Source organism: Virgibacillus oceani, assembly GCF_041521345.1.
GTDB classification, from domain to species: domain Bacteria; phylum Bacillota; class Bacilli; order Bacillales; family Amphibacillaceae; genus Virgibacillus_N; species Virgibacillus_N oceani_A.
Window position 1 is genome coordinate 81,028 of sequence record NZ_JBGOHB010000012.1, and the last position, 17,828, is coordinate 98,855.

Here is a 17,828-nt window from a genome sequence, read left to right on the forward strand (position 1 = left end):
ATTACCCGAGTATCGACTTTATCTTATTAGCAAAACCTGCATCTAAAATAGCGACGGCTACTCTTTTGTGTTTCCCAATAGCATGTGACAGTGTATCGCTGTCATCAGCTATTTCAAATGGTACGTTATATGACTTACATTTGTTTGTAATCTTCTTTCGTGTCTGCGGCCCCGTGTCACTGGCTAACAACACTAGTTTTGCCCGCTCACTTTTAATGTCTTTTATGATTGTTTCTTCCCCGGTTGAGCACTTTCCGGCCCGATTGGCAAGACCGATTAAATTTAAATAGTTACTTTGCATGAGCGCCACCTGTAATTGTTTGCTTTAATTCTTCATAAACGGATGGGTCTATTTCAGTATTCAGGTGGCGATCCAGAATATTCGATTCCTCGGCTTTTGAAATAATTTTAGCGTCCCTTGATAAATAAGCACCGCGGCCATTCTTTTTTCCGGTAGGATCAACAAACACTTCGCCTTCTTTATTTCGTACAATCCGGATCAGATCCTTTTTTGGTTTCATTTCATTTGTGATTACACATTTTCTTTGTGGAACTTTCTTTTTCTTAACCATTTGGACCCTCCTTACTGAAACAGGTCTTCATCTTCATCGTATTGTTCTTCTTCATACGTTTCTTCGCTATCAAAAAAAGTATCTTCTTTTTCTTCCAGAAGCCCTTCTTCCCTAGCTTCAGATTCACTTTTAATATCGATTTTCCAGCCTGTCAGTTTTGCCGCCAGCCTGGCATTTTGGCCGCGTTTGCCAATCGCAAGTGATAATTGATAATCAGGAACGACGACAGTAGTAGCTTTATCTTCCTCGTCTACAATGACATCCACCACTTTGGACGGACTTAGCGCATTGGAAACAAACACAACCGGATCTTCTGACCATTCCACTATATCAATTTTTTCCCCTTTTAGTTCATTTACGATTGTTTGTACCCGCTGCCCTTTTTGGCCAACACAAGAACCGACGGGATCTATATCCGGATCAGGGGCATGCACTGAAATTTTTGAACGATCCCCGGCCTCTCTTGCTACAGACTTAATTTCAACAATTCCATCGTAAATTTCCGGAACTTCCATTTCAAATAATCGTTTAAGAAGCCCCGGATGTGACCTGGAAATATAAATTTGCGGTCCTTTGCTCGTATTTTCCACTTTCGTAACAAATACTTTTATCCGGTCATGTATATGATATTCTTCCGTTGGCATTTGTTCGGCTTCTGCTAATTTTGCCTCAATTTTACCTAAGTTCACGTATACATACCGGTGATCCTTTCGCTGTATAATACCATTCATTACGTCTTCTTCACGGTCTGCATATTCGGAAAAAATGACCCCGCGTTCTGCTTCTCTTACACGCTGTGTTACAACCTGTTTAGCTGCCTGAGCGGCAATTCGCCCAAAATTCTTTGGCGTCACCTCAATTTCAAGCACATCTTCCAGCTCATAATTCGGATTTATTGCCTTCGCTTCTTCCAAGCTGACATTAAGCTGGGTATCTTCTACATCTGCCACAACCGTTTTCCTGGCAAATACACCCATTTTTCCAGTTTCTTCATTCAATTCAATTCTTACATTTGTTGCCGATTTGAAATTCTTTTTGTAAGCAGAAATTAGAGCTGCTTCCAATGCTTCAAGTAAAATATCCTTATCAATACCTTTTTCATCTACTAAATAATCAATCGCGTCAAACAACTGATTGCTCACTTTATTTTTCCCCCTTTAAAGCATAACAGCTAGTCTTGCTTTAGCAACTTTTTCAAACGGTATACTGACTTCTTTTTTTTGCGTTTTTTCCTTATATTCAACCGTCAGTACATTGTCCGCAAAACTGATGAGTCTGCCCTCGAATTCTTTTGCTCCTTCAATTGGTTCATAAAGCCTGACATTTACATTATTGTTTATATTATTGATCAGGTCATCTTTTGTTTTTAAAGGCCTTTCTGCACCAGGTGAGGAGACTTCGAGATAATAGTTGTCTTTAATCGGATCATTTTCATCCAATTTCTCGCTCAATTCCTCGGAAACTTCTCCACACTCCGTTATATCAATTCCGCCGGGTTTATCAATATAAACGCGTAAGAACCAGTTTTTACCTTCTTTCACATACTCAACATCAATCAGTTCCAAGTCTTTCTTTTTTAAAATGGGATCAACTAATTCTTCAGTTATTTTGATTACTTTAGAACCCAAACCTTATCCTCCTTTATTCAGTTGTCATTATTAACTAGTATTAACAATCATTGTACTTTTCATTTCATGTTTTCAGCAGCTTAGCTAATTCTGCGAATACGCCAATTACATTTATGCTGTAGAAAAAGTCGGCTGCTCCTCGTCTTTCCAGATGTCAGAGGTCAGTAGCCAGATCGGAAGAAAGCGGCTAATTAGCCAATTTCATTTTCTTCACTTCATACCGTATAGTGAGAAGAATCATATACATCTTATCTTTTAAATAAGCTTAAAGTGTCTTAACTGCCAATATAAAACCCTTGCCGGTAGATGTGGCAAGGGGATGGGGCGCATTGCTGCTTCAAGCGTATTAAGAAAGAGTGGGTCATTTCCCACTCTTTTAAACGTCCATTATCATACTGCAAACAAAAGTATACCATAAGTTACCTATAGATGCAAGCATAAGTCACTTTAAAACTTCATCTCATATCATGCTATCCAGAAGTTCTGTTTTTCAATCGAATATTTACTTGATTTCACTGCTTCTCATTTGAAAGTGCTCATTCAGTGCCTGTTCTACTGTACCCCTTTTCTCCACATTATGTGCAAAGGACTCATCAAAACTAGTGATTTTCTTTACTACCTCGGGACGCAAACCTGTAATAACGGAACGGCAGCCCATCATGGAAATACCGTTATGCAATTTCAGGAAATATTGAATTGCATCACTATCCATATTGGCTATACCTGATAAATCCATTATTAATATATGAATTCGTTTTTCTCCGATTTCCACTAATACCTTTTCTTCAATTATATTCGCCCTGTAGCTGTCCATCGTACCAATAAGGGGCAATATACTCACTTTTGGCGAAATAGGGATAATCGGTACCGATAAATTTTCGACCAATTGTTTTTGTTCATCCAGCAGTTGATCTTTATAATTGGAATACGTTATAAAAAATGCTTTAAAAAATTCGTCGATTAAATCATTAATTTTATGTTCCATTGTAAAAAAGTCTTCGCGTTTATATTCCCCATTATTTAATTGATCAAATTCATACAGGAAATTCCACAGCGTTTTCCGAATCCTTTGCACCCACTCAAGCTTAAAGGAAAGAGTTAATGATGATGCGGCCCATGCTTTTCCTTCCTGATTGGCAAATTGTATAACCTCTTCATGCTTTTCTTCAACAATCATTAAAATAAGTTTTTGTGCATTCTCCAATAAATTTATATTTCCCACTATATGGATTTCATCAATCTTATCACGGACATCGGGTTCTTCCGTAAGCTTAAGCTCAATTTCTTTTCTGTTTTCAATTAAAAAATCTGTAAGTACATTCCCTTCGCTATCATTAAGTTTCATTATGAGTCGACCTCCTTCTTCCATCATATATAACACATAATTTATAGAATATTATAATTTATACAGTCTTTATTATAGCATACATTCCCTTTAATGTTGAAAAGTTAAAAGAAAACTGTGTCCATTGCCGAGGTTAATGGACACAGTTTAACGTAGTTCATTTTTTTCGAGCTATTGTTTCCGCACATGAGAAATGCTAATCCTAAAATAGAGAGAGTTGATTTTTTTCTTCCATACCTTCCAGACTTCCATGGTTATCCAAGTATTCTAAAACTGTTTTGGAAATCCGGCTTCTTTTCTGTAAATCTTCCTTGGATAAAAACTCCCCATCTTCCCTTACTTTAACAATATTCAATGCTGCATTTGTGCCTAAGCCATCTACCGCATTAAATGGCGGGATTAGCATATTCTCTTCAACAATAAATTCAGTTGCGCTTGACTTATAAAGGTCCACCTTTCCAAAATGAAAGCCACGCTCACACATTTCAAGTGAAATTTCCAATACCGTTAATAAACTTTTTTCTTTTGGCGGTGCGTCATTTCCTTTTGCTTCAATAGCTTCAATTCGGTTTCTAATGGCCTGTGATCCCTTTATCATCGTGTCAAGCTCAAAGTCATCTGCCCGCACCGTGAAATAAGCTGCATAAAAGAAAATAGGATAGTGAACTTTAAAGTACGCGATTCTTACTGCCATTAGCACATAAGCTGCAGCGTGAGCTTTAGGGAACATATATTTAATTTTTTTACATGATTCAATATACCAGTCCGGAACGCCGTGTTTTTTCATTTCATCTATCCAATTATCCTGCAGTCCCTTCCCTTTTCGGACAAACTCCATGATTTTAAATGCAAGGGATGCCTCCAAACCCTTATGCATAAGATAAACCATAATATCGTCACGGCAGCCAATCACATCAGGAAGTTCACAAATGCCATCATTAATAAGTTCCTGCGCATTGCCTAGCCAAACATCCGTACCGTGTGACAGTCCAGAAATAATAACCAGTTCCGCAAAAGTAGTCGGTTTTGTATCTTCGAGCATCTGCCTTACAAACCTGGTTCCAAACTCAGGGACTCCAAGCGTTCCTGTTTTACAATTAATTTGTTCCGGTGTAACGCCCAGCGGCTCTGGCCCGGAAAAGATCTTCATTACCTCTGGGTCATCGGTCGGAACTGTTTCCGGATCTATGCCGCTTAAATCCTGGAGCATTCGAATTACCGTCGGGTCATCATGTCCGAGTATATCCAGCTTTAATAAGTTACTATCGATGGAATGGAAATCAAAATGGGTTGTTCTCCATTCACTTTTACGATCATCTGCCGGGAATTGAATTGGTGTAAAGTCATATATTTCCTTATCTTCAGGCACGACAATTATTCCACCAGGATGCTGGCCGGTATTTCGTTTTACACCGGTACAGCCTTGAACCAGCCTGTCCACTTCCGCCTTTTTGTAGTTAAGCTGTTTGTCTGATGCATAGCCTTTCACATAACCGTAAGCCGTTTTTTCAGCAATGGTTCCTATTGTTCCAGCACGATATACATTATCTATTCCAAACAGCTCTTTTGTATAATTATGTGCCCTTGGCTGGTAAGTCCCCGAGAAGTTTAAATCAATATCAGGCACTTTGTCTCCTTTAAAGCCCAAAAAAGTTTCAAAAGGTATGTCCTGTCCATCCTTGGTCAGGGAACTTCCACATTCAGGACAATCTTTATCAGGAAGATCATAGCCGCTTCCTATGGAACCATCCGTAATAAATTCATTTAAGTGACAGGACAGGCAGACATAGTGCGGAGGCAATGGGTTCACCTCGGTAATTTCTGTCATTGTTGCTACAAAAGAAGAACCGACAGACCCCCGGGAGCCTACCAAATATCCGTCATCCAATGATTTTTTCACGAGTTTATGAGAGATTAAATAAATAACAGCAAATCCATGTCCAATAATACTTTCCAATTCTTTTTCGAGCCGGTCAATAACAATTTTCGGAACGGGATCTCCATAGATTTTCTTTGCCTGTGTGTAACATAGATCCCGTATTTCCTGGTCTGCGCCTTCAATGTTAGGCGTAAACAACCCATCTTTCACGGGGGAAATATTATCAATTTCATCCGCTATTTTATTAGAATTGGTCACTACGATTTCCGTTGCTTTCTCTTTTCCAAGAAACTGAAAGGCATCTAGCATTTCATTTGTCGTTCGAAATGGCGTATCGGATAAAGTATGCCGGTTTAAAGGGTTTCCAGCTTGGGAAGAAATGAGGATTTGCCGGTATAATTTATCATGATCCTCAATATAATGTGCATTTCCGGTGGCCACGACCTGCTTGTCTATCCTACTCCCCATTTCCACCAGCTTCCTGATAATATCCAAAATTTGGGCTTCATTTTGCACAAGATCCTTTTCAATAAGATGTGCATAATTGGCCGGCGGCTGTACTTCTATATAATCATAAAACTGTGCTGCATTTTCAGCTTCCTCTGCCGATTTTTGCATCATTGTTTCAAAAACTTCTCCCTGGTCACAAGCAGAACCTATTAAAATACCTTCTCTTAATTTTTGCAGCAGGGAGCGCGGAATTCGCGGAACACGATAAAAATAATCGATATGCGCACTTGAGACAAGCTTGTATATATTTTTCAAGCCGGTTTCCGTTTGTGCAAGTAGTATGCAATGGTAAGGACGCGAACGCTGATAAGCATTGCCTTCTCCCATATGGTTATTAAGCTGGTTGTGATTCGTTATTTCTTTTTCCAGTAATTCTTTTACGAGTTTCCAAAATAGATAACCTGTAGCTTCCGCGTCATAAATCGCACGGTGATGCTGTGTCAATTCTATATCCAGAAACTTACAAAGTGTGTTCAGTCGATGGTTTTTCAATTCAGGAAAAAGAAATCTGGCCAGTTCGAGTGTGTCGATTACTGCATTATCTACACTTGTATAATTCAGCTGTTTGTACCCTTGATTTAAAAAGCCTATATCAAAACTGGCGTTATGTGCTACTAAAACACTGTCTCCTGTCCATTCGTGAAAACTTTTTAGCACTTCACCGACTTCCGGTGCGTTTTTTACCATATCATCGGTAATTCCGGTTAAATCGATCGTAGTTTGTGATAATGGATGATGCGGGTTTGCAAATGATTCGAACCGGTCAACCACTTCTCCCTCATGTATTTTCACAGCGGCAAGTTCAATAATCGTATCATAAACTGCTGATAAACCAGTTGTTTCCACATCAAAAACCACATGCGTTCCTGATTCCAAATGAATATCCTGTTCATTGTAAGCGATCGGAACACCATCATCTACAAGGTTAGCCTCTACCCCGTATAAAATTTTCATATCATTTTTTTGTCCTGCTGCATAAGCTTCAGGAAACCCCTGCACCCCTGCATGATCCGTAATTGCAATTGCCGTATGTCCCCATTTTTTTGCCTGGGTAATCAAATCGGAGGGAGACACAACGGCATCCAGTTGACTCATCGTTGTATGGGCATGGAGTTCTACTCTTTTTTCTTCCGCGGAAGCTTCATCCTTTCGCGTTTCCACTTTTATTTCGTGAATATCATTTGCCATCATTGCAAGCTCATTCGTAAACATATCTGTCTGGATACTGCCCCTTGCCTTGATCCACATACCACTTTTGACGGATTTAAATTTCTCGGCGTCTTCATCGCCTCTAGAGAACATTTTAATCTGCAGAGAATCTGTATAATCTGTTGCTTTAATGATTAATAGACTTCTTCCTGACCGAAGCTCCCGTACTTCTACGTCAAAAATATATCCCTGAACAGTAATCCTTCTTTCTTCTTCCAAGATTTCTTCCATCAATACAGCATCTTCCTGGATTTTATATCCCAGCATGAAAGGCTGATTATTATGTTCTATTTTCTGTTCTTTTTCTACTCTTTGCTGGACAGTTTTCAAAACCATTTCCCGGTCTTCCAATGCTTTTTGATCCTTGAATTTTTGAATATCGGATTCATCAAGCTTTATATTTATATCAAATTGATAAGCAGGAAGACCTGCATTTTGGCAGTAGATTTGAAAATCGGACTGAAGTCTTTTTATTAAAGCATTTTTTTCTGCTTCATTCCTTGCGGTTAACATAATCTTATTATCGTTAACTTCAGGTGTTTGATTATGTACTAAATCGTGGTAAGCAGGAGACAATGATGCTCCCGATTGAAGAAAATCGCGCCAATAAGCTGAAATATTTTCATTATTAGTTGTTTTATCCTCTGCTTCTATTGTTACTTTCACATTATCGACCTGCTGGAAAGTTTGTCTTAGGTTCGCAGTAAGCAGCTGATATACATGCAATGGAAGCACCCGTTTTACTGCAATATAAAAATGCCAGGTTCTGGATTCCTTATACACTTTTAATTTTGATAAACGGCTTTCCTGAAAATATTCTTCCCTGTAATTTTCAGGAATCTGCAGCTGCTCTAGCAAGACATTCATCTTTTCTATTTCTGATATCCTCATACTCCTTAGCCCTCCATGTTCACCGCGAGTGAGCAAGTTTCCACTCTAATGATATAAACCCTTGTCCAAACCAATAAGACAAGGGTTCACCGTTACATTTATATACTACAGGAAAAGCCGTTGTATATCATTCCATGTTACTATGATCATTAACAGCATTAAGAATGCAAAACCAATAATATGGAAAAGCCCTTCTTTTTCCTGTGCAATAGGCTTTCCGCGAATAGCTTCAAGCCCGACAAACATTAATCTTCCCCCATCAAGTGCCGGCAGTGGAACGAGATTAATGATACCAAGATTAATACTCAACATCGCTGTCCACATCAAAAAACTCATGAAACCTGACTGTACTACCTGGTCTGTTGCATCATAAATTCCTACCGGGCCGGAAAGCAATTCAATGGAAACCTGTCCGGTAATTAACATCATTAAATTTGTTATAATCATTTTTGTGGTTTCATACGTTTGGGTAAATCCCCATTCAAATGTGCCGAAAAATGACTTTTCATATGCATGGCGAACACCTATCTGACCAATCATTACCTCTTCCCCGTCCATATCTAACTGGGGCAAGCTATCCGGAACAACTGTCAGAGGCACCTGCTCTCCATTTCTTAGTACCGTCATAGATAATTCTTCTTCAGGGTTATCCCTGACGATGGTGGTAAATTCTTCCCAGGTAGAAACCGAGCTATCCTCAACCTGGATTACCTCGTCATCCGGCTGAAACCCTGCTTCCTCTGCAGGGCTGCCAAGCTCGATCTCGCTGAACTTTGCTTCCTCAACAGGTACCCCGAAACTAACTCCGATAATTATAAATATAACAATGGCCAATACAAAGTTCATCATTGGTCCGGCGAAAAGCTGCATTCCACGCTGACCGACTGACTTTGAAGCGAATTGACGGTCATATGGTGCAATTTGCGTTGCTGTTTCATCCATGACAAAAGCTGCTTTCGGATCCACGTCAAAGAAAAGTTTTTCATCTTCTTCATCCATTTCATATCCTTCTATTACCAGCTGATGATCCAGGTCGGCACGCTCTACTTCAATAATACGAGCATTTGGATGTTTTGATTTATTATTAACAATAATTTTATTGACTTTGCCTTCCTCATTAAATTCAAGGCCAATATGATAGCCTGGTTTTAATTCTATAATCTCGGGGTCTTCACCTGCCACTCGGACGTAACCTCCAATTGGCAATAATCGAATCGTGTACAAGGTTTCATTTCGTACAAACGAGAAGATTTTCGGCCCGAAACCGATGGCAAATTCCCTTGCCAGCATTCCGGCACGCTTTGCAAAAATCAAATGACCCCATTCATGTACAAACACAAGCAGTCCAAACATGAAAATAAAAGCAATAACTGTGTTCAAAAGATACACCTTCCTTTAAGCGCTATACACCCAATATTATAGCACGGATTTACAGGCTTGTTATAACTTTGCCTAAAGTAACCAGTTGCAATTCATTTTTCTTGCCTCATACCAACTATATGTGAGACAAACTATAAATATTTTCATAAATATTCGAATTAGGCTATATTCCGGATGATAGTTTTACAAAGGGTTATCCGTTGTAATGAACAGCCCCTATACATAAAGGGTTCATTCATAGTAGAAAACCTGAATTACATAAAGCCAATAAAATGCAGCAGTGGGAATACAAACAACAGGCTGTCGAAACGATCCAATATCCCGCCATGCCCAGGCAATATGTCTCCCGAATCCTTCACTCCGTAATGACGTTTAAATGCAGATTCAACCAAATCGCCAATTTGTCCAAATATAGAGGCTAAAATCGTTACCCCGATAATAATGATAATAGAATGAGGAAATGGTGTAATTAAATGATAAATGACACCAGTCAAAGTGGCAAGAACAATTCCGCCTATTGCACCTTCGATTGTTTTCTTCGGACTGATTTGAGGCCATAATTTACGTTGCCCAAATGATCTGCCAACAAAATAAGCGCCTGTATCCGTTGCCCAGACTATAAGGAAAACGTACAGGATGTTCGTCAGCCCATTCGACAACTCTCTTGTTTCAATAAAAAAGAAAAAACCCATTCCTACATATAATGCAGCCAGCAGTATAAAACCGGCATGATCAAATGTAAATTTATTTTTCAAGAGAACGGTATAGCTTAATAAAAGCATTACAGTGATCAGCAGCACATTTACTTTGGTAAGCCATTGTGCATCAAATATAAACAGTTCCTGAGGCAATAAAAATAACCATAATAAAACAATTGCCAAGAGAGATGGGAAAGAAAATACAGATATTTGACGCATTTTCATTAGTTCAACAAATCCAATCGTAGCTAAAAGATACACGAACAATTTAAATGGCCAGCCACCGATAATGACAAATGGCAAAAATATAATAAGTGCAATAATGGCTGTAATGATCCGTTTTTTCATAGTTCATTCATCACCTTAAACTCCTCCGTAGCGTCTGATGCGATGTTGATAATCCTCAATAGCCCGTAGAAACACAGCCTCATCAAAATCCGGCCATAAAACCTCTGTAAACCAAAATTCGGTGTAGGCTGATTGCCATAACAGAAAGTTACTCAGCCTCATTTCACCACTGGTCCGTATTAATAAGTCCGGGTCACTCAGTCCTTGTGTATATAAATAATCTGAGAATATTTTTTCATCAAGCGAATCAATCGAAATTTTTGAGCCATTCACATCTGACATTATTTGCTTAATTGCTTTTATGATTTCATATCTGCTGCCATAATTCAGTGCAAAATTCAAGATCAGCCCGTCATTATTTTTTGTTTTATCTTTCGCATATTGTACTGCTTCTTTCGTATAATCCGGGAGTGCGTCAAAATCACCTATTGTCTTTATTTGTACATTATTTTCCATCAGTTCCGGTAAATAAATATGTAAAAATTCCTTTGGTAATTTCATTAAAAATTCAATTTCTGAAGTGGGTCGTTTCCAATTTTCTGTTGAAAAAGCATATAATGTTAAAATTTGTATATTGCATTTATTCGCTGTTCTCACTACTTTATTTACGGAACTTACCCCTTCTTTATGTCCCGCAATACGGGGGAGGCCTCTTTTTTTTGCCCACCTGCCATTACCATCCATGATAATCGCTACGTGTTTTGGGGTGCTTTCCGTACTACTAAAATCAATTTTATCATTTTTGTCCTTACTGAAAAAAGGAAGTCTCTTTGACATGTTCTGTCCTCCGAATGCGTGGTTTATCCTAATAAACATTCAATTTCATTATGAGTGAATTACTAAGCATAATGAAACATTATTATATCATGAAAATCCTTCTTTATTATAACGATTTTCATAAAAGAATACAAAAGCCCCCTTATATAAGAGGGCGAGTATATTTATTTTACATGGTATTCGGCTAAACTTCCATGATTTCTATTTCTTTATTTTTAGCAAGCTCATCGATTTCTCTAATGTGCTCATCTGTCACTTTCTGCACAACATCCTGAGCACTTCTCAATTCATCTTCTGCCAGATCAGAAATCTTTTTCAGCTGATCATTTGCTTCACGACGGACATTTCTGACCTGGACACGTGATTCTTCAGCATATTTACCTACTACTTTCACTAATTCTTTACGTCTATCCTCCGTAAGAGCAGGGATATTAATTCGGATAATATTTCCGTCACTGGATGGTGACAGACCTAAATCAGCTTTTTGAATAGCTTTTTCAATATCTCCTACTGCTGACTTATCATAAGGTGTAATTACAAGCAGCCTTGCCTCTGGCGCGCCCACAGATGCGAGTTGGTTTAATGGGGTTGAGGCACCGTAATAATCTACATGCACGTTGTCCAGAAGGCTGGGATTTGCTCTTCCTGCGCGTACAGTTGCCAAATTCCTGGAAAAAGCCTGGACAGCTTGGCTCATTTTGTCTTTCATTTGCTTTTTAATTTGATCCGCCATCATTATTTCCCCCTTATTGTTGTTCCAATTTCTTCACCTTGCACAACTCTTTTAATATTGCCTTCTTCCGTAATTGAAAATACTTTTAACAGAATATCATTATCCATACATAAGGTAGAAGCGGTTGAATCCATTACGCCCAATCCTTCATTTAACATTTCCATGTAGGAAAGACGCTCATATTTCTTCGCATTTTTATTCACTTTTGGATCGTCTGTATATACACCATCAACATTATTTTTTGCCATCAAAATAACTTCTGCTTCTATTTCTGCAGCACGTAAAGCAGCAGTTGTATCTGTAGAAAAGTATGGATTCCCGGTACCTGCTGCAAAAATGACAACACGCTTTTTTTCCAAATGGCGAATGGCTTTTCTCCTTATGTAAGGTTCTGCAACCTGACGCATTTCAATCGATGTTTGTACTCTTGTTGGAATGCCGATCTTTTCAAGGCCATCCTGAAGAGCCAGTGAATTCATAATAGTGGCAAGCATTCCCATGTAGTCTGCTGTTGCCCGATCCATTCCCATTTCACTTCCGACTTTTCCGCGCCAAATATTGCCCCCGCCAACAACAATGGCAATTTCAACACCGAGTTCTGCAACTTCTTTCACCTGTAATGCAATGGACTGAATAATTTTGGGTCCTATTCCCGAACCGTGTTCACCGCTTAAAGCTTCTCCACTTAGTTTAAGTACTATTCTACGGTAACGAGCTGTTGTCATAATAACCTCCATAGAAACTTGTTTTTTTATGGTCGCCTTTGATGGTTTATTGTTAAAGAGACTGGGACAAAAATTAGCATTACGTACCAGAATCCGAAAGTTTTACACATTAGCTCCGGCAACATACGAAGACTCCAGCGGGAGGAATGGCCTCGGTGAGAACCCGTAAGCTAAGGTAGCGCGCGGAGGCTCACCAGCCACCCGCGGCAAAGAAGAAACCGAGAAAACGACCAAAGGGAGTTTGAACGGACGTCGCCCTTGTGCCCGTGGTGAAAACGAAGTATGTTGCCGGTGCGAGTGGTGTGCACGAAAGTTCGGATTCTCCTTGGGTTTGGATTGTTTTGTCCCGGCCCATTTAAATTTTATTTTTTAATTTGACTCATTACTTCATCAGCAAAGTTTTCTTCACGCTTTTCCATACCTTCGCCTACTTCATAGCGAACAAAAGTTTTAACGGATGCTCCTTTATCAGCAACATATTTTTTTACTTTCTGATCAGGATCCTTCACAAAATTTTGCTCTAATAAACAAATTTCTTCAAAGAATTTACCTAGACGTCCTTCTACCATTTTTTCCACAATGTTTTCCGGTTTCCCTTCGTTCAGTGCTTGTGATTTCAGCACTTCCCGCTCGCGGTCAACCTCACCTTGTTCGACATCTTCACGGGAAATATAACGCGGGTTAATAGCTGCCGCATGCATCGCAATATCTTTAGCTAATTCCTTATCACTTGTACTTGCCAATAATGTCAGCACGCCGATGCTTCCGCCCATGTGAAGGTACTCTCCAAATGTATCCTCATCCGTTTTTGTAAAAATAGTAAAACGACGCAGAGAAATTTTTTCACCTATCTTTGCAATAGCAGCATTAATAAAAGATTCCAATGTATCTTCGGAGCCCTGCACTGTCTGCTCCAAAGCTTCTTCCACAGTTGAAGGCTTTTGATCAACTAAATGCTTGCCAATTTCGGAAAGTAATTGCTTGAACTGATCATTTTTAGTTACGAAATCAGTCTCGCAGTTCACCTCAAGTAATACTGCAGTATTATCTTTTGTTTCCACATGTGTAAGCCCTTCTGCAGCGATACGGTCTGCTTTTTTAGCTGCCTTGGACATCCCTTTTTCGCGTAAATAATCAATCGCTTTATCAATATCTCCATCTGTATCTTGGAGTGCTTTTTTACAGTCCATCATACCTGCACCTGTTTTTTCGCGCAGCTCTTTCACCATTTTTGCGGTAATTGCCATCATTAAATCCTCCTTGTTTCTTTCAAACTTTTACTTTTAGAAAACTGGGCATATTGCCCAAACGAGGAAAGCCCTCATACCGCAAGGGTATAACCTAAAAGCCCTTGCATTTATGCAGTTATGGAAGTTTTATACTTCTTCTCTGCGAAAAAAGGTGATAAAAGGTTCTTATCCTCTTATCACCCTCCCTTTTTAATAGTTAAACCTCTTTTGTTTCTGAAGCTTCATTTTCTTCGCCAGTGTTTACAGTTTCCACTTCCGTTTCAACAGCCTCTGCTTCTTCCAGTTCTTCACCCTGTTTCACTTCTAAAATAGCATCTGCCATTTTTGAAGTCAATAGTTTTACTGCACGAATAGCATCATCGTTTGCAGGAATTACATAATCGATTTCATCCGGGTCGCAGTTCGTATCTACAATGCCGATAATAGGAATATTTAATTTATGTGCTTCTGCGATCGCGATGCGCTCTTTACGGGGATCGATAACGAATAAAGCATCAGGCAGCCTATCCATTTCTTTGATTCCCCCAAGAAACTTGACTAAACGGTCTTTTTCTTTCAGCAGTTCAACAACTTCTTTTTTCGGCAGTACTTCAAACGTACCGTCTTCTTCCATACGCTCAATGTCTTTGAGACGATTAATACGTTTGCGGATTGTCTGGAAATTTGTCAATGTACCGCCCAGCCAGCGCTGGTTTACATAGTACATTCCTGAACGGGTAGCTTCATCCCTGACAGAATCCTGGGCCTGCTTTTTTGTACCGACAAAAAGAAGGGTACCTCCGTTTGCTGCAAGCTCTTTTACATAATTGTATGCTTCATCGACCTTTTTAACTGTTTTTTGCAGGTCAATGATATAAATGCCATTACGCTCCGTAAAGATATACTTTTTCATCTTCGGATTCCAACGGCGCGTCTGGTGTCCAAAATGTACACCAGCCTCAAGTAATTGTTTCATTGAAATTGCTGACATCTTTCTTCCTCCTTATGGTTTTTTCCCTCCGACCGGTTCATATTGTGTTAGAGACCAAATATTAAACGGCACCTTCTATACAAATCCCCGGGCGTGTGTATTTTATTACCGGCTCATTATTCATAAACCAAGTGTTTACACCAAAAAATAATATATCATAACGGCTAACTGTAATCAAGTAAAAAAAGAAAAATCAGCAGGAATTATACCTTTTTATGATCGCATTTGTCTAAAAGTCATAATTTGCCGTATATAAATCATCATTATTTTTTCCCGTATAATTTAATGATAAGTGCTGCTTCCGTTTTTCCGCAATTTAATTTCTGTGCTATTTCTGATTCAGAATGCCCTTTATCATGTAATTGCAGAATTCGGGAATGGGTTGATGTTTCCATATAATCTTTTTTTACATTTTCATATATATCACTTTCTTCAGGTGTTGTTTTCTCTATGGTGAGGTCAGGGTTGGCCGTAGTTTGTGCAAGCTGTTCCTGCTCATTGGGCCGATCTTTCAAAACTGCTTGCTGCAGCCGGTTGTTTTCTTCTCTGATTTCCTGCAGGTACGTTGCTAAAACTTCCTGTATATCACTCGTATCAGATTGTTTGATCGTTTGAATTTGCCTGAGTAATTGGTAAATTGCCGCAAAAGTTACAATATGTATTAAAAAACTGATAATAAGTACAAATGAAACCATGAAATCCCTCTATCCGTTAAAATCAATCTTTTTGCCTAAATAAAAATGGTCAAATTTCTTCTCAAGTTGGGATTTTTTCTTTTCTACTTCATTCTGTAAAACCTAATCAATATCCCTTTGCTTATTATTAAGAAGTTTAATACGTTCAAATTCATTTACTGGTTTACGCTTCAGTTCTTCCTGCTTTAAACGTCTAGGAAATTATAAAATTTGTGATCTGTGGATAAATTGGTAATGTAATTTAGCCACGGCCAGCTCCAGCGCCCAGCGACTAGCGCGACTTCCTTCACCTCGGGCCTGCAAGATGCAGGTCAGTTCGGTGTTGCGACATGAGGTTTTGGTGGGGCGAGGAACTACTGTACCGTAGTCCCAGGACGTCGCGTTTTTAACCGAACATCCTCCGATAAGTCAACATCGACTCCTTACGGGTAAAGGAAGGCCGACTAACTACGGCCTTGCCGGCCAACGTCGGCATACCCCCAATGTGGGGGCATGTTTCCTTTATCTCCTACGGAAAGAATGTTCAGTTAAAACCGCCGCTTTGCACGGCAACACTGATCCACCTGGCATGGCCGATCTTTACGGTGGGGCGAGGAACCACTGTACCGTAGCCCCAAGGCGCAGTCCGTACGTCGCTAAACGGGCGCTTCCGCTTTTGTTCTTGATTTGCTGTAAATGATTCCTGAAAATGCTGATGTTGCTTTCCTATTTGCTCTTGAAGTTTACCCGCATCCTGTGTCCTCGGAAATGCAACTTGCATTTTTATTGATTTCCACCCCAATAGGGACACTTCCCTTATAGAATACTAAGACTCTTTTAATGAAATAAAGGTTCTATAATTATTTCATTTTTCCGCAGAAACATCTTAACATAATGATAATCTGTATTAATTATACGTTTATATTTGCCAAAAGCAACAGTAACCTGGTTAAACAGATAATTGTTGACGATGAGTTCTGCTTCAGCTTCACTTCCGATTTGTGCATTTAATTCTCCGAGTAATGTTTCAGTTTCGGATAATTTTTCTTTTGCTTTTGTATAGGAATTCCTTTGTTTGAGCTGCATAATCCGTGATTTTGGGTTCTCACTGCTAGCCTGCTGTTTTAATTTTTCACCTAATACAGTTAATTTTTTTATTGTATCCTGCAATTCTTTTTTCTTTATTAATAGTTTTTCTTCCTGAATATGTAAAGTTTTATCTATGCCAAAGATGATTTCTGTCTTTGTGCCAAAACGAGTACCTATATCTCTTGCCTCCAGGGATTTTCCTACCGATAAAAAACCACCAATGATATTTCCTCTTTGGCAAAAAACATGATTTTTCACGCTGCAAATACTATGTATGATTGAGTTCTCTGCATATAAATCATTTCCCGCTACAGCTTCTCCTTGATTAATGTAACCAAGACGAATGGACTCTTCTGCTTGTATAATACCATTTTTTTGACCTGCCAGTCCTTCCGCTATGAAAATAGACCCGCCTGAAATGATAGTTGCTGCTTCCACCATGCCAAATACTTTAATATCGCCTTCTGCTTTTACAGTGTATCCGGACGGTACATCCCCGTGAATAATGATGGTACCTGTGAATTCAAGATTCCCTTCCTTCATGGACAATGTTTCACTTACTTCATATACAGGCTGGATATGAATATTTCTTCCGCTGACATTTAACTGTCCATTAATTACGGCATAAAAAGCCAGACTTTTTTCCCGAAACACTACATTCTTCCCGGCCTTTATATTCGATGGTTTTCCTTTTTTTGCCTGCAGGATATTGCCATGTATATCTCTGCCATTTTCTCCATCGGTAGGCAATATGATATCGGCAATTTTTTCACCCTTTTTCAGTGATGGGATACGCATGACGTCACGGAAATTCCACCCTTTCGTACGATCTATTTCAGTTGGATGGATATTTGTCATAAAGTTTACTTTTCCGTCCTCCCCGTGAATAGGAGGAGTCCCTTTTGCAATGACAATAGGAAATACATCTTTTGTCGGTTCAGAATAAAGCAGCCGGACTGTTTCATCATCAATGCCAGTATTAATATTATAGTCTTTCAGCAATTGGCGTACATCATGCTCATTCATATTAAATTCTTCATGTATATCTGTATCTTTTAATCGGACTTCGGCCAGCATCCGGTCACCGGAAATGTCTATCTGTAAAATATCATGGAGTTTAACCATAGGTCCTCCCCCTTTGTTCTGTACA

General features: G+C 39.1%; 16 protein-coding genes. All 16 read right to left on the bottom strand.

Features of this window, described 5'->3' with window-relative positions; translation table 11 throughout:
• Position 1 precedes the first annotated feature (1 nt).
• Complete coding sequence (locus tag ACDX78_RS10715; protein WP_486027730.1) at positions 2–301, bottom strand: YlxQ family RNA-binding protein; 300 nt, start codon at positions 299–301, stop codon at positions 2–4.
• Positions 291–572: an RNase P modulator RnpM gene (gene rnpM / locus ACDX78_RS10720; RefSeq protein ID WP_486027732.1), complete on the bottom strand. Its 282-nt coding sequence runs from the start codon at positions 570–572 to the stop codon at positions 291–293. Before rnpM ends, ACDX78_RS10715 begins: the two co-directional genes overlap by 11 nt.
• Before the next feature lie 11 nt (positions 573–583).
• On the bottom strand, positions 584–1,714 hold the full coding sequence (nusA, locus tag ACDX78_RS10725; protein WP_486027733.1) for a transcription termination factor NusA: 1,131 nt from the start codon (positions 1,712–1,714) through the stop codon (positions 584–586).
• A 15-nt stretch (positions 1,715–1,729) separates the two neighbouring features.
• On the bottom strand, positions 1,730–2,200 hold the full coding sequence (rimP, locus tag ACDX78_RS10730; protein WP_486027735.1) for a ribosome maturation factor RimP: 471 nt from the start codon (positions 2,198–2,200) through the stop codon (positions 1,730–1,732).
• Between the two features lie 502 nt (positions 2,201–2,702).
• Complete coding sequence (locus ACDX78_RS10735; protein WP_486027737.1) at positions 2,703–3,545, bottom strand: STAS domain-containing protein; 843 nt, start codon at positions 3,543–3,545, stop codon at positions 2,703–2,705.
• A 202-nt stretch (positions 3,546–3,747) separates the two neighbouring features.
• Entirely contained in the window at positions 3,748–8,034 is a 4,287-nt protein-coding gene (locus ACDX78_RS10740; RefSeq protein WP_486027739.1) for a PolC-type DNA polymerase III, read from the bottom strand.
• A gap of 105 nt (positions 8,035–8,139) precedes the next feature.
• Complete coding sequence (gene rseP, locus ACDX78_RS10745; RefSeq protein WP_486027741.1) at positions 8,140–9,414, bottom strand: RIP metalloprotease RseP; 1,275 nt, start codon at positions 9,412–9,414, stop codon at positions 8,140–8,142.
• 254 nt (positions 9,415–9,668) lie between these two features.
• The gene (locus tag ACDX78_RS10750) at positions 9,669–10,460 is read right to left on the bottom strand and encodes a phosphatidate cytidylyltransferase (RefSeq protein WP_486027743.1); all 792 of its coding nucleotides are present in this window, start codon (positions 10,458–10,460) and stop codon (positions 9,669–9,671) included.
• A 15-nt stretch (positions 10,461–10,475) separates the two neighbouring features.
• A complete protein-coding gene (gene uppS / locus ACDX78_RS10755; protein WP_486027745.1) occupies positions 10,476–11,237 on the bottom strand; it encodes an undecaprenyl pyrophosphate synthase in 762 nt (253 codons plus the stop codon).
• Between the two features lie 184 nt (positions 11,238–11,421).
• Entirely contained in the window at positions 11,422–11,970 is a 549-nt protein-coding gene (frr, locus tag ACDX78_RS10760; protein WP_486027747.1) for a ribosome recycling factor, read from the bottom strand.
• Positions 11,971–11,972: 2 nt separating this feature from the next.
• Positions 11,973–12,695, bottom strand: coding sequence for a UMP kinase (gene pyrH / locus ACDX78_RS10765; RefSeq protein ID WP_486027748.1), 723 nt, complete (start codon positions 12,693–12,695; stop codon positions 11,973–11,975).
• Between the two features lie 362 nt (positions 12,696–13,057).
• A complete protein-coding gene (tsf, locus tag ACDX78_RS10770; RefSeq protein ID WP_486027749.1) occupies positions 13,058–13,942 on the bottom strand; it encodes a translation elongation factor Ts in 885 nt (294 codons plus the stop codon).
• A 199-nt stretch (positions 13,943–14,141) separates the two neighbouring features.
• Positions 14,142–14,915: a 30S ribosomal protein S2 gene (gene rpsB / locus ACDX78_RS10775; RefSeq protein WP_486027751.1), complete on the bottom strand. Its 774-nt coding sequence runs from the start codon at positions 14,913–14,915 to the stop codon at positions 14,142–14,144.
• A gap of 263 nt (positions 14,916–15,178) precedes the next feature.
• The gene (locus ACDX78_RS10780; RefSeq protein WP_486027752.1) at positions 15,179–15,610 is read right to left on the bottom strand and encodes a DUF6115 domain-containing protein; all 432 of its coding nucleotides are present in this window, start codon (positions 15,608–15,610) and stop codon (positions 15,179–15,181) included.
• 523 nt (positions 15,611–16,133) lie between these two features.
• A complete protein-coding gene (locus ACDX78_RS10785; RefSeq protein WP_486027754.1) occupies positions 16,134–16,400 on the bottom strand; it encodes a hypothetical protein in 267 nt (88 codons plus the stop codon).
• Between the two features lie 26 nt (positions 16,401–16,426).
• On the bottom strand, positions 16,427–17,803 hold the full coding sequence (locus ACDX78_RS10790) for a DUF342 domain-containing protein (protein WP_486027756.1): 1,377 nt from the start codon (positions 17,801–17,803) through the stop codon (positions 16,427–16,429).
• Between the last annotated feature and the right edge of the window lie 25 nt (positions 17,804–17,828).

What these genes read in the sequence shown, in the direction of transcription:
- ACDX78_RS10750 (WP_486027743.1), bottom strand. Translation starts at nt 10,460, where the DNA reads ATGAAAAAACGGATCATTACAGCCATTATTGCACTTATTATATTTTTG.
- ACDX78_RS10715 (WP_486027730.1), bottom strand. Translation starts at nt 301, where the DNA reads ATGCAAAGTAACTATTTAAATTTAATCGGTCTTGCCAATCGGGCCGGA.
- ACDX78_RS10790 (WP_486027756.1), bottom strand. Translation starts at nt 17,803, where the DNA reads ATGGTTAAACTCCATGATATTTTACAGATAGACATTTCCGGTGACCGG.
- ACDX78_RS10780 (WP_486027752.1), bottom strand. Translation starts at nt 15,610, where the DNA reads ATGGTTTCATTTGTACTTATTATCAGTTTTTTAATACATATTGTAACT.
- pyrH (WP_486027748.1), bottom strand. Translation starts at nt 12,695, where the DNA reads ATGACAACAGCTCGTTACCGTAGAATAGTACTTAAACTAAGTGGAGAA.
- rpsB (WP_486027751.1), bottom strand. Translation starts at nt 14,915, where the DNA reads ATGTCAGCAATTTCAATGAAACAATTACTTGAGGCTGGTGTACATTTT.
- frr (WP_486027747.1), bottom strand. Translation starts at nt 11,970, where the DNA reads ATGGCGGATCAAATTAAAAAGCAAATGAAAGACAAAATGAGCCAAGCT.
- ACDX78_RS10740 (WP_486027739.1), bottom strand. Translation starts at nt 8,034, where the DNA reads ATGAGGATATCAGAAATAGAAAAGATGAATGTCTTGCTAGAGCAGCTG.
- ACDX78_RS10735 (WP_486027737.1), bottom strand. Translation starts at nt 3,545, where the DNA reads ATGAAACTTAATGATAGCGAAGGGAATGTACTTACAGATTTTTTAATT.
- uppS (WP_486027745.1), bottom strand. Translation starts at nt 11,237, where the DNA reads ATGTCAAAGAGACTTCCTTTTTTCAGTAAGGACAAAAATGATAAAATT.
- rnpM (WP_486027732.1), bottom strand. Translation starts at nt 572, where the DNA reads ATGGTTAAGAAAAAGAAAGTTCCACAAAGAAAATGTGTAATCACAAAT.
- tsf (WP_486027749.1), bottom strand. Translation starts at nt 13,942, where the DNA reads ATGGCAATTACCGCAAAAATGGTGAAAGAGCTGCGCGAAAAAACAGGT.